This window comes from Mycobacterium sp. 29Ha (genome assembly GCF_032883055.1).
GTDB lineage: Bacteria > Actinomycetota > Actinomycetes > Mycobacteriales > Mycobacteriaceae > Mycobacterium > Mycobacterium gallinarum.
Map to the genome: position 1 here is coordinate 227,544 of NZ_JAMQTI010000007.1, position 13,482 is coordinate 241,025.

Genomic DNA, 13,482 nt, shown 5'->3' on the forward strand with positions numbered 1-13,482 from the left:
TCAGCCGAACGTGTCGTCGACCCAATCGAGGGCTTCCACCCAGCGCGGCAGCGTCACCCACTTGACTTCGTACGGCGACATCTCCATCTGCTGACGGTGGACTGTGGCGCTGATCGGTGCGTCGGTGGTGTTGACGACCAGCAGCGTCCGACCCGCTTCCAGCGCAACCAAGCCATCGGCGGCGGGCACCTTTCGCCGCTCGACATCCGGCGGAAAATCTCGGACGAAGCGCTCGATGACATCGGTGAGAAAGGGCAGCGGTTGCCCTCCGTCAGGCTTCCAGGTATCGGTCCACAGGCAGATGGCGCAATCCGCCCCCTTCGGATACGGATTCCAGTAGAGGACTGTCTGCGCCCCGGTGCTGGCGAGCTCGATCATGGCCGAAACTCGCAGCGCCACTTGGTGTTCCGGTGGAAAATCTAGTGACGCCGGATCCACATACCATTCCGTCCACCAGATCGGCAGATCGGTCTGCTTCTGCAGCCAGGCCCCGACCGCACCGAACTCCTCCAGCGCCGCGAACTCGTTGGAAGCCCCGGTCGTGGTGGTGGCGTGTCCGTCCACCACGACGAAGTCGGCACCTTTGCGGTGCTGGTTCCAGTAGGTGAAGGCATCGAGAACGCGCTGATCCACCGCACCCCAAGCGCCGTGCAGCTCTTCGGAGGCATCAGGTGAATTCGGCGGCAGGCTGGCGAAGTCGAGGTACGGTCCGCCGACCTGGTTCTCCGGATTGGCTTCTTTCACCGCGTCGTAGACAGCGTTGTAGAGGTCGGTGTAATCCTCAGCGCGCCAACGCTTGCGTTCGTCGTCGAAGAAGCCTTTGAACTCGTTCCACACAACGAAATGCCGCACGTAGGGGTAGCGTTGGGCCACCTTCTTGCTGAGCGCGGCGAAGTCGGCGAAATGCTCGGGTAGCGGCGCAACCTCGAGGTTGTCCCAATCGGTTTCCCCTTCTTCACCGCCCTTCATCCAGTCCGGTGAGCAGCACAGCACAATCACCGGCACGCCGCCGGTGCGCTGGATGAAATCCATGCGCAGGTCGAGATCGGCGAAGTTGTACTGTCCCGGCGCGGGTTCTGGATTGTCGACCCCCCATCCCATGATGTGCTGGGACTGCAACATCGGGGGCCCCGCCTTGAGCGCGTCGGCAATCGTGTCGACGGCCGCGGGCTCGCCGTCGTCGGCGCTGAACTGAGTGTGGGTGAATCCCCAACCCGGCCATGCGCTGTCGCCATCACCCTCGTCGAAGACGTATGGAAGGGACGCGGCCAGCGTGACCGCCGTGACGAGCAGCGCGGCGACCGCCACCAGAACTACTCGGATGACGCGGCCCATGGGATTTCCTTCTTTCCAGTCCTTCGACGGCGGGCGCGCCAGAGCGCAACGAGGCCCCCGAGCGCCTGCGGGATGAACCGGGCGAGCATGACGAAGAACGGCTTTAGGTCGTCTCTGGCCAGCCATGCCAACTCGACAGTTCCGGCCTGGGCAGCTTCCGGCGGTGTGGCATACCCCCGGACGCGGTAGGCGAGCATCGCAGGCACGTCGAAGTTCTCGACGACCAAGCGTCTCCCGTCGACCTGGTTGGAGGGGGGCACGTCGCATCCGGTGAGATCCATGTGCAGCGCGCGCACCACGTCGATTCCCTCATCGGTCTCGAACAACCGGAACTGGGCGCCGACCCTGGGGTTGAAGTCGAGCAGCTTGTACCGGCCGTCGCGCGGGTCGTAGCGCCAGTCCAGATCGACCGCCCCCCGATAGCCGACGCGTTTCACCAAGTGCGCCGTCATCTCGACGAGGGTGGGGTTGGGCAACGAGCAGGCGGACGAGGTCATGCCGGCGTGCGGTGGCAACGATCGCACCTTGACCCCGGTGAACTGCACCAGGCACGTCGCCGATGCGTCGCAATACGCGTTGACGATCCAGTCTTCGGCGTCACCGGTGGGCAGATAGTCCTGCAGGACGACACTGAATTTCTCGCCCCACCCGCGAGCGAGGGCTCGCAGCTCGGCGGCATTGCGGATCACCGTGGTGCCCGCCACGGCTCGCGCGCGGTGCCGCTCGAACGCCTCGAGATTCTTCACGACCAACGGGAACGACGCTTGCGCCGCAATCCGGTCGAGCTCATCGGGATTCGTGGGGAACGCCGCCCAGGGCGTCGGCACGCCATGCTCACTGCACAGTTCATACAGCCCGCGCTTGCTGGCGAGACGGCGGGGCAGCATCGGCTCGATATCCGGAATGAGGAACGCACCGCGGAGATCGGCGGCGTGTTCGGCGATGAGGACCGCTATCTCGTCGTCGGTCGGGACCAGCACGGTCGGCCGGCCGATCCGCCGTCCGATGTCGAGCAGCTCCGCGATGAGCCATGCCGGGTCTTCGAGTCCGGTTGTACGCCAAACGAAACGGTCCGTCAGGTAGCGCGACACCGCCGCCGGTGTCCATCGATCCTCGGTCACGGCGTACACCGGAATGCCGAGTCGGCCGAGGCTGCGGATCGCTCCGACGCCGCCGTGATGCCACGAGTACTGGCCGACCTTGACGACGAGCGCAGGTACCGACCGGTCGACGTGGAGCGGTGAGAGCGTGGTCCGATGCCGCATCAGATCACCGACATGAATCGCTCGAGGACGACCAGCGCGAACCCGATCAGCAGTGGTATCGCCGCAATGGTCAGTGGACGCAACCGGCGGCCGGCGGCCGGCCCGAGCCGCGCGCTCATCGCTTCACGCACCCCGAGGATGCCCAGCAGCAGGACCAGGAAGACCAGGCCGATCGCGGTCCACTCGGTCTTGCCCACCTCGATTCCGGTGGCCGGCGGTTCATAGGGGACCGGCTCGTGCGAGGCGCCGTGATCCAGCGTGTAAACGGTCGCGTCCGGGTTGTCGAGCACGATGCGCATCCCTGGCGCCGCGCTGAGCGCTTGCCGGAACCGTGGTCCCCAATCCACCGCGAAACCCTCACCGTAGCTGAGGTAGTCCTCCTGCCCCTTGGTGGTGATCAGGTACGTCCCCGGTCCTTGCTCCCTCAGCCGCGCGAGCACTCCCGACACGTCGGACGGGTCGCCGGGCGCTTCGGTGTTGGTGAGGCTGACTTTCTCGACGTCGCGGTAGCCCAATGGCATGAATGGGGTGTCACCACGAGTGGGTGGACCGCTGACGAACAGGAAGTGCCCGCCCGCGGGCATCTGTTCATAGATCGATTCCACCGTCGCGACAGTCTCGTCGGTGATCTGCTCGAACTGCTCGTTGCCGTAGCGGGTGAGGAAGAACGAGAAGAGCAAGCCCAGGGTGCACACCGCTGCCGCGGCGCGTGCCAACATCGAGGGCCGCGCGCTCGGGTGGGGGAAGAACGCCAGCGCGGCCAGCACGCAAGCGGGTGCGAGCGAGAAGAGATAGACGCGCATGGCGATCTCGCCGCCGTAACTCTGCAGGAGCACGAGCAGTACCGGAACAACGATGAGGACCAGGAGCACGCGGTCCTCGATGCGGCGACGCCGCCGGCGCAGCAGACCCCACGCCGCCATCGCGAATAGCAGCAACGTGGTGGCGATCCGGGCATAGAGGACGAGCTGGTGTTCCTCGCTGCTGTGCGACGTTCGCGTGACGACGTTGGCCGACACGGTTCCGTTGACATCCCCGACGCTGCCCACGATCACACCGAGGTGACCCGACCAGTAGGGGTAGGTCAGGTAGCTGATCCAGGCGACCAGGATCACGCCGAGCAGCACCGGTAGCCCGGTGAGCGTGCACCGGCGCGCCAGCACCAGTCCGGCAGCGCTCATCAGCATGGCGAACGGTGAGAGCTGATGGCTGACCGTCGCCGCGGCGAACAGCCCGACGATGACCGCGAGCAGCACGACGCGTTCGGCGGGCCTGGCCATCCGCGGCGGGGCCTCACCCGACGTCGGATCGCCCCATGCCCGGCGCCAGATCCGGCCCGCGCGGGCGATCCGTCGGTGGGTAGTGGCCCTGGGGGTGACCGGGGCGCGGAACCATGTGACCAGCAGACCGACGAACAACAGATAGAGCAGCAGCGTCCAGCCCTGCGGCGAGAAGTAGTCCTGCCCGATCCAGTTGAGCACACAGAACAACCACGCGGCCAACCACTTCGCTTGCCACGACATCTTCAGCGCGCTCAGCAACAGCGCGAACGCCACCAGGTACAGCAGATTGCTCACCACGGGCGTGAAGGTGAGGATCGGCGTCAGTGCCTCCCGGTCGCCCGAACCAACCAGGGACGCCGCCAACGCGAAGAAGCCCGGCCACGACCAGCGGGCGTCCAGCCCAGGCGCCGTCGTGCCGGTGCGATCGATGAACTCGACGAAGCCGGCATGGATCCAGCTGATCGGAAAGCGCGGCTGAGATTCGAGCACGGTAGTGATGCCGTGCAACAGCACCACGAACAGCACGAGTTGGATGCCCAACAGCCACGTGTAGCGCCGCTGCAGTGAGAGAGCTCCGATGAAGCCGACGTTGAGCAGCACGACGCCGACGAACATCGTGACCGGCAGCACTGAGATCAGCCCCAGGCCATTCATGACCGCGAGGTCGACGGTGTGCAGCTGCATCGCGCACAACGCGACCGCACCCAGGGTCAACAGGCACAGGGTTGTAACGGCCAGGATATGGCCGCTACCTGCCCGGGGGGCACGGTGCCGTCCCCCGCTCCCTCCGGCCCGTCGCGGCGTGGCCGAGACCAGGTCGAGCTCGGAGAGGTCGACCGGTGGCAGATGTGCAGGCAGCCGGTGACGTCCGCCGCGGTTGGCCGGCGGCCAATCGAGTTCCGGCGCGGCTGAGGTCAGATCGGCCGGGGGCCGATCGAGGAGTGTCGCGGTCATGAGCGGTCTGACAGAAGCGTGATCCGCTCGGCCGAGGTGATCGACACATTGGCCATGACCCGGTCATCGGGGCGCCACCCCAGCAACTGCGCCAGCCCTGGCAGAGCCACCAGCATCGCGATGAGTTGGCCGACCAGCACGGCGACGCCGACCGCCGTGATGGTGTGGATGCCGAACGGTTCGTCGACGAAGTAGAGGATGGTGACGACGACACCCATCACGAGCACGCCGCGCAGGGCCTGCAGCCGGGCGATCTGCACGCCGTCACCGCGGGCGCGCAGCACCCCGATGTAGATGTCGACGATCGCCCTCGGCAGGGTGGCGAACGCGAGCAGCTGCAGGAGCGGAACCGCATCGACGTACCCGGCCCCGAGCAACCCCAGGCCGTAGGGAGCGATGAGACTCACCGCGACTGCGCCGACAAGCAGCAGGAACAACCCCCGGCTGAGGGCGGAGCGGCAGTTCTCCGCCAGCCGCGGGGCGTCGTACACACCCTCCACGGCAAGCGACGTCGCCATGTTGTTGCCGACGACGCTCATCACCCCGGCCAGTGACCATGCCACATAGAAGTACGCGTAGGTGTGCGGCTCGACGCGGGTGGCGACGAGGACCGGTACGAGGAAGATCGTTCCGAAGAGGAACAGCGCGCCCAGGTAGTCAGCGGCAAAGAACCGGCCGATCTCCGCACGGGTCACATCGAAGACGTGCGCGTAGGTCCGGATGTGACGAGGCACGAGCCAGCCGAAGATCAGCAGGGTCAACGGGACCATGACGACGATCATCGGGATGACCCAGGCGAAGAAGACACCGGACCTGGGGAACGTCGCCGCCAGCACCACCAGCAACACGACCTTGCCGACACCGAACAGGGCGTTGGCAACCGGCACCCAGATCGACGCCCGCAGCGCAGTCAGCACGTTCTCCTGAATGGTGATGACGCTGACGGCGACCGCGGCGATGCAGAACCACAACGCCATCTCTGGTGAGCGAAGGAGGTCGAATGACGGCCCCCACCATTCGAGGGTGCCGAGAAACGCCAGGGCGAGCACCGCGATCACAGTCACCGTGAGAATGTGCGCCCAGGCCACGACGGCGGTCGTATGTCGTCCGGCCTTGGGAATGAAACGGTTCACGGTGCCCGCTGCGTTGACCGCGATCAAGCCGGCCAACATCATCAACGCGGAGATCACGGCCGATCCGCGACCGACGTCGGGATCGCTGTAGTGGCGCGCCGCCAAAAACCAGAACGCCATCCCCAAACCGCCCGAGATCCCCGTGTTCAGGATCAGCGCACTGGCGTTGCGGTGGAAGTGCTCACCGCCGCGCCCGATGTCGTGAACGCGGTGGCGAGATCTGGGGCGCCTCGCCGTCACGACGACGTCGGTTGGCGCCCGCTTCTCGAGCTCATGCAATGCCAAGCACCTGCCTTGCGGCCCGCCGCGCGCCGCGGACACACGCATAGCCTGCCGTCAGCAGCCGGTCACGCCGGAACACGTGGACGCCCTCGACGATGTCGGTGAACGCGGGCAGGTTGGTGGATCGCCGGACGGTCAGGCGAGGGAGGGTGAACAGATCGTCGGACGGGGTCGCGCGCACGTTCCGCACCGAGGCGGCGAACCGGTAGCCGGCCGATCGAGCTGCCAGCCGTACCCGCGTGCTCGAGTAGCCGTACGGGTACGCCAGGGCGCGAACCGGAGCATTGATGGCATCCTCGAGCAGCGCGCGGCTGCGGCCCAGTTCGTGGCGCAGCTCGGCATCACCGAGCTGATCGAGCTGGGGATGGCTGTGGGTGTGCGCGGCCATCTCGATACCTGCCTCCGAGAGCCCGGCGATCTGCGCCCAGCTCATCATCCTGTCGAGCGGTTCGCCCGCGGCGTCGGGCCCGGCGTCGGCGACCCAACCGGTCGTGACGAACACGGTCGCCGGGAACCGGTGACGCCGCAAGATGGGCCAGGCCTCACTCGCGAAATCGGCATAGCCGTCGTCGAACGTCAGCACCACCGGCCGCTCCGGCAGGGCGGCACCGGTCCGGAACGCGTCGGCAAGATCCGAGAACGTGAGCCCGGTGAAGCCGTTGTTGGCCAAGTAAGAAACCTGGATTTCGAACGACCCGGGAAGAACCGCAAGCCGTCGCGTCGCAGCAGGCGGTTCATCCGCGACGGAGTGGTACATCAGAATCGGGATCGACTTGATCGAGGCTTCGGTCATCGGGAGGCCCCTACGGTCGGCCGCCGACGGCGTGCCGCGCCGCCCCGCAGATAGCCCGCCGCGGTGGTGAGCAGTCCGACCGTGATCGCGTAGGCGCGTTCGATACCGCCCGCATCGCCGCGCAGCGCATCGCCCAGCCCCTTCGCCACACCGCGGGTGAGGGTGCGGGCGGTGTAACTGCGCTCAGCCGAAAGCCCCTCGGCGACACCAACACTGCGCGTGACTGCTGCCTTCGACAGACCCTCGGCGTAGCACCGGGAACGGAAGTAGGCGAACTGCTCCCGGGCGTGCGGTACCCGATGCCAGATCACCGCACGGGGTTCGAAGACGAACGTCCACTCGGGCCGGTGCTGGTTCACCCGGATGCAGAACTCCGTCTCTTCACACCCCAGCGGACGACTCTGCTCCGACGTCCGCCCGATGTCGATCGGGAAGCCGCCGGCGACCGAAAACACCTCACGGCGGAACGAGGCGTTGCCGCCCAAGAGGTTGCGAACCGGACCGGGATCCCTACCAGTGAAAGTGCATCCGAGCACCCAGTCGAACTCCGCGGGAAACCACCGCGGCCGATCGGAATCCCACAGCGGAAGCGTGGTTCCGCCGACACCGACGATGTTGTCGTCGGTGTACGCGTCGCGCAGATGCACCAGCCAATCGGGGTGAGCCACCGCATCGTCGTCCAGGAAGACCACAACGTCGCCGGTCGTCACCTCGACGCCGGTGTTCTTCCCGCCCGAAAGCCCTCGTTGGTGCCGGTTTTCGACGACCGTGGCGGCAGGCAAAGCCGCACGCAGTCGCTCGTGAAGTTCGGGGTTGTGGTCGACGACGACCACGATCTCGTCGGGCCGCGTGGTCTGGGTCACCACCGACCTGACGGCGGCGAGCACGTCGTCCCATCGATCGAACGTGTAGGCACAGATCACCACCGACATGGTGAGTGGGCGCCCTGACGCCGTGGGTGTCATTTGGAACCTCTCCTCGAATCGGCCGCGTGGGCCGGCACGGTCAGCGCGGAATGGACGCGGCCGTAGCTACGCAACACTGCGTCGGCTGACCGATAGAGCCTCGGTGAGGCCATTACTGATTGACGCAGGTTCCGCAACGGGGCGCGGCCCGCGTAGTACAGCGCCGCACCCGCGGACGGTCGCAGCACCTTGCCCTCGCCCACGATCAGATCGCTCGTCTTGAACAACTCTTTGTGTTCGTATGTGCCACGGCCCAATTCGATGCGGCGAACGCCCTGCGCCGAGGCCTGCTCGATGAGCGCGAGGCGGAGCAGCAGCCCTGGCGAGTACCTGGCGAATTCGGGGTCATAGGCCGTGAACCAGCCGGACATGACGCCGCCGCGGCGCAGATATGCGTCGGCGGCGACCGGGTGGTCACCGGCGTACAGCACTGAAAGGACGAGTGAGAAATGCGGTGATCGCAGGTCGAACAGGTCGGTGACGAGGCTCCGAACCCAGGGGCGCGAAAACTGGTCGGCACGCCCGGTCGCCCTGTACTGATCAGACTTCCACGCCATCAGCATCTGAAGTCTGTCCGGATCGGTCGCCTCGAATTCGAAACGCAGTGGGCCGAAGTCCCGTTCGAGCCGACGCCGCTCCTTCGGCAACTTCTTCGCCACCCTCGTCGACCGTCGCCGCAGGTCGGCCAGCACAGCCGCCGAACCGTCGCTCAGGTCGATGATCGGCGCCTTGGCGCGAAGCACCTGGAAGCGTTCGAAAGGCTTCTGGCCGTCGACGAGGTGATCGAACTCCCACACGCCGAGGCCACACTCCCGTAGCAGTTCGTGCGCGTTCCAAACCGCGTCGGGTGCGTGCACCACACCCTGACATCCGGCGAGGCCTGGCGCCACCGGTAGCCCGTAGCCCAGAGCCTTGCGCTCGAACGGAAAGAAGCCGACGATTTCGCCCGCGTCCTCGAGGATCGCGACACGCGTTCCCGGTCGCACTCCGCCCGCGACGACCGCCAGTTCAGGACTCATGTACGGACTGCCCAGTTCGGGCTGCACCCGCTGAAACGACCGCCAGATGGCGGACTCGGCGGCGCCCAACTCAGCCGCGGGGATGACCGTTGTCTTCATGCCCGTCTGCCTACCCGCGCCAGTTAGCACGGCGAGGAATCGGTATGAGCCACAGCGCGGCTGCCGTGACGCCCACCGCGATCACGCCCCCTGGGCGCGACCACAATTGGGCCGACAGCATCGACTGCGCGACAAGGGTGTTGACCGCGATCGCACCGGCCATGCCGACGATCAGGGCGACGACGGTGTGCACGCTCGGCAGCAGTCGGGCGATCGCCACCGCGGGGGCGAGCAGCAGGAAGCTCGCCACCATGGCGCGGCTGAATGGTGCGTTCGAGTGGGCTGGGAGGAGCGCTATCCCAGCGGCGGCGACGGCGGTCACTAGGGCGCCGGTCATGCGAATCGATGTTTCGGTCTGGTATTTGACTGGCACGCGCACCTCCTCAGCTCAGGCGATTGCGACGGGCTCGGGTTCGACGGCAGCGCGTAGCCATCCGACCGTGCGCGCGATTCCCTCGATCAGGTCCACCGCGGGCGTCCAGCCGAGTTCGGCTTCGGCTTTGTGGGCATCTAGCGCGATCGCCTGCAATTCGCCGGTGCGGGCATCGGCGTAGCGCGGCGCCGGCGCCCCCTCCAGGACCTCGGAGATCAGCCGATGCACTTCGTTGACACTGGCCTGCCGTCCGGTGCCGACGTTGTACACGCCGTTGGTGCCGGCTGGTGCGTGGGCCGCGCACATGAAAGCGTTCACCACATCGTCTACGTACACGTAGTCACGGGTCGCGCTGCCGTCCCCGTACACGGTTACGTCCAGCCCGAGGCACATCGCGCTGCCGAAGACAGCGATGACCCCAGCCTCGCCGTGCGGATTCTGGCGCGGCCCATACACATTGGACAGCGCCAGGCAAATCGGTTCCAGACCGTACATGCCCGCGTAAGCACGCAGGTACTGTTCGCCCGCGACCTTGGCGACCGCGTACGGCGATTGCGGGTTAACGGCGGTGTTCTCGCCGACGGGCAGGTGCTCCGGCGCGCCGTAGCGCGAGCCACCGGAGGCCGCGTAGACGATCCTGCTGACTCCGCCGTGCCTGGCGGCCTCGCAAAGATTGATCGTGCCCAACACGTTACTGAGGGCATCGAACTTCGGGTCGCGCACCGAAACCCTAACGTCGATCTGCGCGGCCAGATGAAAGATGACGTCCGGATTCGTTTCCGCGACGACGTCTTTGAGCTCAGGCGTTTGGACGTCGATCTCGAGCAGGCTGAACCGGCCGGGAATCAACCTGTTGACCCGGAACGCATCGTGGAGGTTGGCCGCGTTACCGGTGCTCAGGTTGTCGATTCCGACGACCTGGTGGCCTTCCGCCAGAAGCCGGTCTACCAGGGTAGAGCCGATGAAGCCCGCGGCGCCGGTGACAAGAGTTCGCATGATGGCGGCGATCCCTACGAGCGCCTGCCGGCGAGGACGGTGTTGAGTACCCGCCAGCCGTCCCGGATTGCGCGCAGGTTGGAATTGCCGGTGCGACGGGGCATCTCGAGGCTCGGCACCTCAGCGATGCGCAGGCCGGCCTGCACGGCACGCACGGTCATCTCGGCTTCGATCTCGAAACCCGTTGCCGTCAGCGCGAGATGATCGAGATAACGGCGATGGAACGCACAGAAGCCGTAGCACAGGTCGGTGAGCTCGGAGTTGTAGAGGGTGTTGAAAACGACCAGCAGGAATCGGTTCCCGAGCCGGCGGAAAGGTGTGATGTCCAGCGACCCGCCGCCGCCCATGAACCGCGAGCCCTTGACGAAGTCGTAGCCGTTGGCCAGGAGTGCACGTAGTGCCTGATCTCCTGCGGTGACATGCTGCCGTCGGCGTCCATCATCACGATGACGTCGCCGGTGGCGGCCAGGAACCCGGTACGCAATGCGCTGCCCTTGCCCGTGCCTTCCTGCGGCACGACCCTGATGTCGGGGCGATAGCGCATCGCGGTGATCAGTGTCGCGTCGGTCGATTCACCGTCGACGAGGATGATCTCGTGCACATCGTCGGCGATCTGTTCCAGAACCCACGCGATGTTGCGGGCCTCGTTGCGCACTGGGATGACGAGGCTGACGGTGGTCGCTTGGAGGGCGGCGTTGTGCGGTTTCGTCAACGGGCTGCGGATCGGTGCTGAATGGGCGGTGGTGCCGTTGCCGTTGGTTATCGCACTGGTCATCTGAGTACTCCGCTCAAAGCGCTCGGTGGTGGATTGCTCTTGCTTCGCGTAAGCCCCGTGAGGAGCCTCTGCAGCGAGCCGAAATTTGAAGGTCCTGAGTTGATCCGTCGCCCCTGCGAACGTGATGACGAATGGAGAAGAGAGCGCGCATGGCGCGACATAGCACCTTTACCTAGCCCTGCTTCCCGTTCGCGTCTCGTACAGACTAGGAAGTTGCCAGATCTACGGCAACTCGAAAGTCACAAGTGTTGAGAGAACGCTTGCGTTTGCAAAGATCCTCCCTATCCGTTAACCGAACCGCCGCAGTTAGGTGGCCGACATCTGCCCAGCTACTGTCACACTTAGGTCCAGGAATGGGTTTCTTGCTGCGGATATCGTGCAGGGCCATTTTCGTGCTCGTCAGTAATGAATCGATAGATCACTTTTGCTGGATTTGATCCCACGAACGGGACAGCAATGCCGTTCAATGTGTGATCTTGGTAACTCGATAGTTTGCTAGATTTGAACGGCGGCGCGCTTTTTTCAGTGACGGACAGCCCAGCTGCCGCGGATCACCACTTCGCCGACGCACGACCGGTAGCCCGACCGCATGCAGCGGCCGGGCATCGTGATCGAGCGAGGGCGTCAGCCCAGAATCAACCCAGAGGTGGGTACGCCGGTCCCCGCGGTCACCAGGACGTGCTCGACGTTGTCGACTGGGTTCACCGATGTTCCGCGGAGCTGCCGCACACCTTCGGCGATGCCGTTCATGCCGTGGATGTACGCCTCACCCAGCTGGCCGCCGTGAGTGTTGATCGGCAGCCTGCCCCCGACCTCTATCGCGCCGTCCTTGATGTAGTCCTTCGCCTCACCGGCTGCGCAAAACCCCAGCTCCTCCAGCTGGATGAGCGTGAACGGGGTGAAGTGGTCGTACAGGATCGCGGTCTGGATGTCGGCGGGCGTCAGCCCCGACTGCTCCCATAGCTGCCTACCGACCAAGCCCATCTCCGGCAGCCCCAGTTCCGACCGGTAGTAGCTTGTCATCGAATACTGATCGGGGCTGGAACCCTGCGATGCCGCTTCGATGACGGCGGGCCGGTGCTTGAGATCCTTGGCTCGCTCAGCGGACGTAATCACAAGCGCCACACCGCCATCGGTCTCCTGACAGCAGTCGAGCAGCCGTAGCGGCTCGGCAATCCACCGTGAGTTCTGGTGATCCTCGATGGTGATCGGCTTCTCGTAGAAGTACGCCTTTGGATTGTTGGCGGCGTGCTTACGGTCGGCCACCGAGACGGCGCCGAAGTCCGCGCTGGTCGCACCGGAGTAGTGCATGTAGCGCTGGGCGATCATCGCCACCTGAGCGGCAGGCGTGGACAGGCCGTGCGGATACGAGAACGAATTGTCCACACCGGTGGAGTCGGCGTTCTCCACCAGTCGCATCTGAACCTGACCGAAGCGCATCCCTGACCGCTCGTTGAAAGCGCGGTATGCCACAACGCAATCCGCGACCCCGGTGGCCACCGCGATCGCTGCCTGTTGGACTGTGGCACACGCCGCGCCACCACCGTGATGGATCTTGGAGAAGAATTTCAACTCACCGATTCCGGTGGCGCGCGCTATCGACACCTCGGTGTTGGAGTCCATGGTGAAGGTGACCATGCCGTCCACGTCGGCCGGGGTGAGGCCGGCGTCGTCGAGTGCGTCCAGCACGGCTTCGGACGCCAGCCGCAATTCGCTGCGGCCGGAGTTCTTGGAGAAGTCGGTGGCGCCGATCCCGACGATCGCCGCCTTTCCGGAAAGCTCACCCGACATCAGGCATCTCCGATCGTCAACGTCGCGGTGGCGATCACATGATCGCCAAGGCTGTTGCTACCAGTCACTTTCAGTGAGATCCGGCCGTCCTCGACGGCGGTGACTTCACCTCTGAACGTCACGGTGTCATACGCGTACCACGGCACACCTAGCCGCAGCCCGATCGTCTTGATGATCGCGTTCGGTCCGGCCCAGTCGGTGATGTAGCGCTGCACGAGGCCGGTGTCGGTCAGGATGTTGACGAAGATGTCTTTGGAACCCTTGGCCTGCGCCTTGTCCCGATCGTGGTGCACATCCTGATAGTCACGCGTGGCAATCGCCGTCGACACGATGAACGTCGGATCGCCGTAGAGTGCGAGCTCGGGCAGCTGCGTGCCCACCTGGATTTCCGGAGCCGCTCCGGCGGCGACATTAGACCC

The 13,482-nt window shown here is 65.5% G+C and carries 13 protein-coding genes; all 13 read right to left on the minus strand.

Going from position 1 to position 13,482, the window contains the following annotated elements:
• Complete coding sequence (locus M1248_RS11800; RefSeq protein ID WP_317148436.1) at positions 1 to 1,335, minus strand: GH39 family glycosyl hydrolase; 1,335 nt, start codon at positions 1,333 to 1,335, stop codon at positions 1 to 3.
• Positions 1,314 to 2,600 carry an ATP-grasp domain-containing protein gene (locus M1248_RS11805; RefSeq protein WP_317148437.1) on the minus strand — a complete coding sequence of 429 codons (1,287 nt, stop codon included), beginning with the start codon at positions 2,598 to 2,600 and terminating at the stop codon, positions 1,314 to 1,316. The genes M1248_RS11800 and M1248_RS11805 overlap by 22 nt, the downstream gene beginning before the upstream one ends.
• On the minus strand, positions 2,600 to 4,837 hold the full coding sequence (locus tag M1248_RS11810) for a hypothetical protein (RefSeq protein WP_317148438.1): 2,238 nt from the start codon (positions 4,835 to 4,837) through the stop codon (positions 2,600 to 2,602). The genes M1248_RS11805 and M1248_RS11810 overlap by 1 nt, the downstream gene beginning before the upstream one ends.
• The gene (locus tag M1248_RS11815; RefSeq protein ID WP_317148439.1) at positions 4,834 to 6,255 is read right to left on the minus strand and encodes a hypothetical protein; all 1,422 of its coding nucleotides are present in this window, start codon (positions 6,253 to 6,255) and stop codon (positions 4,834 to 4,836) included. The genes M1248_RS11810 and M1248_RS11815 overlap by 4 nt, the downstream gene beginning before the upstream one ends.
• Positions 6,242 to 7,045: a polysaccharide deacetylase family protein gene (locus tag M1248_RS11820; protein ID WP_317148440.1), complete on the minus strand. Its 804-nt coding sequence runs from the start codon at positions 7,043 to 7,045 to the stop codon at positions 6,242 to 6,244. The genes M1248_RS11815 and M1248_RS11820 overlap by 14 nt, the downstream gene beginning before the upstream one ends.
• Complete coding sequence (locus tag M1248_RS11825; RefSeq protein ID WP_317148441.1) at positions 7,042 to 8,010, minus strand: glycosyltransferase family 2 protein; 969 nt, start codon at positions 8,008 to 8,010, stop codon at positions 7,042 to 7,044. Before M1248_RS11825 ends, M1248_RS11820 begins: the two co-directional genes overlap by 4 nt.
• Positions 8,007 to 9,128 (minus strand): GNAT family N-acetyltransferase, encoded by a 1,122-nt coding sequence (locus M1248_RS11830; RefSeq protein ID WP_317148442.1) that lies wholly within the window; start codon positions 9,126 to 9,128, stop codon positions 8,007 to 8,009. Before M1248_RS11830 ends, M1248_RS11825 begins: the two co-directional genes overlap by 4 nt.
• A gap of 10 nt (positions 9,129 to 9,138) precedes the next feature.
• Positions 9,139 to 9,501, minus strand: coding sequence for a hypothetical protein (locus M1248_RS11835; protein ID WP_317148443.1), 363 nt, complete (start codon positions 9,499 to 9,501; stop codon positions 9,139 to 9,141).
• A 15-nt stretch (positions 9,502 to 9,516) separates the two neighbouring features.
• Positions 9,517 to 10,497, minus strand: a complete 981-nt coding sequence (locus tag M1248_RS11840) for an NAD-dependent epimerase/dehydratase family protein (protein ID WP_317148444.1) — start codon at positions 10,495 to 10,497, stop codon at positions 9,517 to 9,519.
• Between the two features lie 14 nt (positions 10,498 to 10,511).
• Positions 10,512 to 10,658 (minus strand): hypothetical protein, encoded by a 147-nt coding sequence (locus tag M1248_RS33370; protein WP_410506650.1) that lies wholly within the window; start codon positions 10,656 to 10,658, stop codon positions 10,512 to 10,514.
• A 29-nt stretch (positions 10,659 to 10,687) separates the two neighbouring features.
• Entirely contained in the window at positions 10,688 to 11,272 is a 585-nt protein-coding gene (locus M1248_RS11845) for a glycosyltransferase family 2 protein (protein ID WP_410506651.1), read from the minus strand.
• Positions 11,273 to 11,896: 624 nt separating this feature from the next.
• Positions 11,897 to 13,063, minus strand: a complete 1,167-nt coding sequence (locus M1248_RS11850) for a lipid-transfer protein (RefSeq protein ID WP_317148445.1) — start codon at positions 13,061 to 13,063, stop codon at positions 11,897 to 11,899.
• On the minus strand, positions 13,063 to 13,449 hold the full coding sequence (locus M1248_RS11855) for a MaoC family dehydratase (protein WP_317148469.1): 387 nt from the start codon (positions 13,447 to 13,449) through the stop codon (positions 13,063 to 13,065). Before M1248_RS11855 ends, M1248_RS11850 begins: the two co-directional genes overlap by 1 nt.
• Between the last annotated feature and the right edge of the window lie 33 nt (positions 13,450 to 13,482).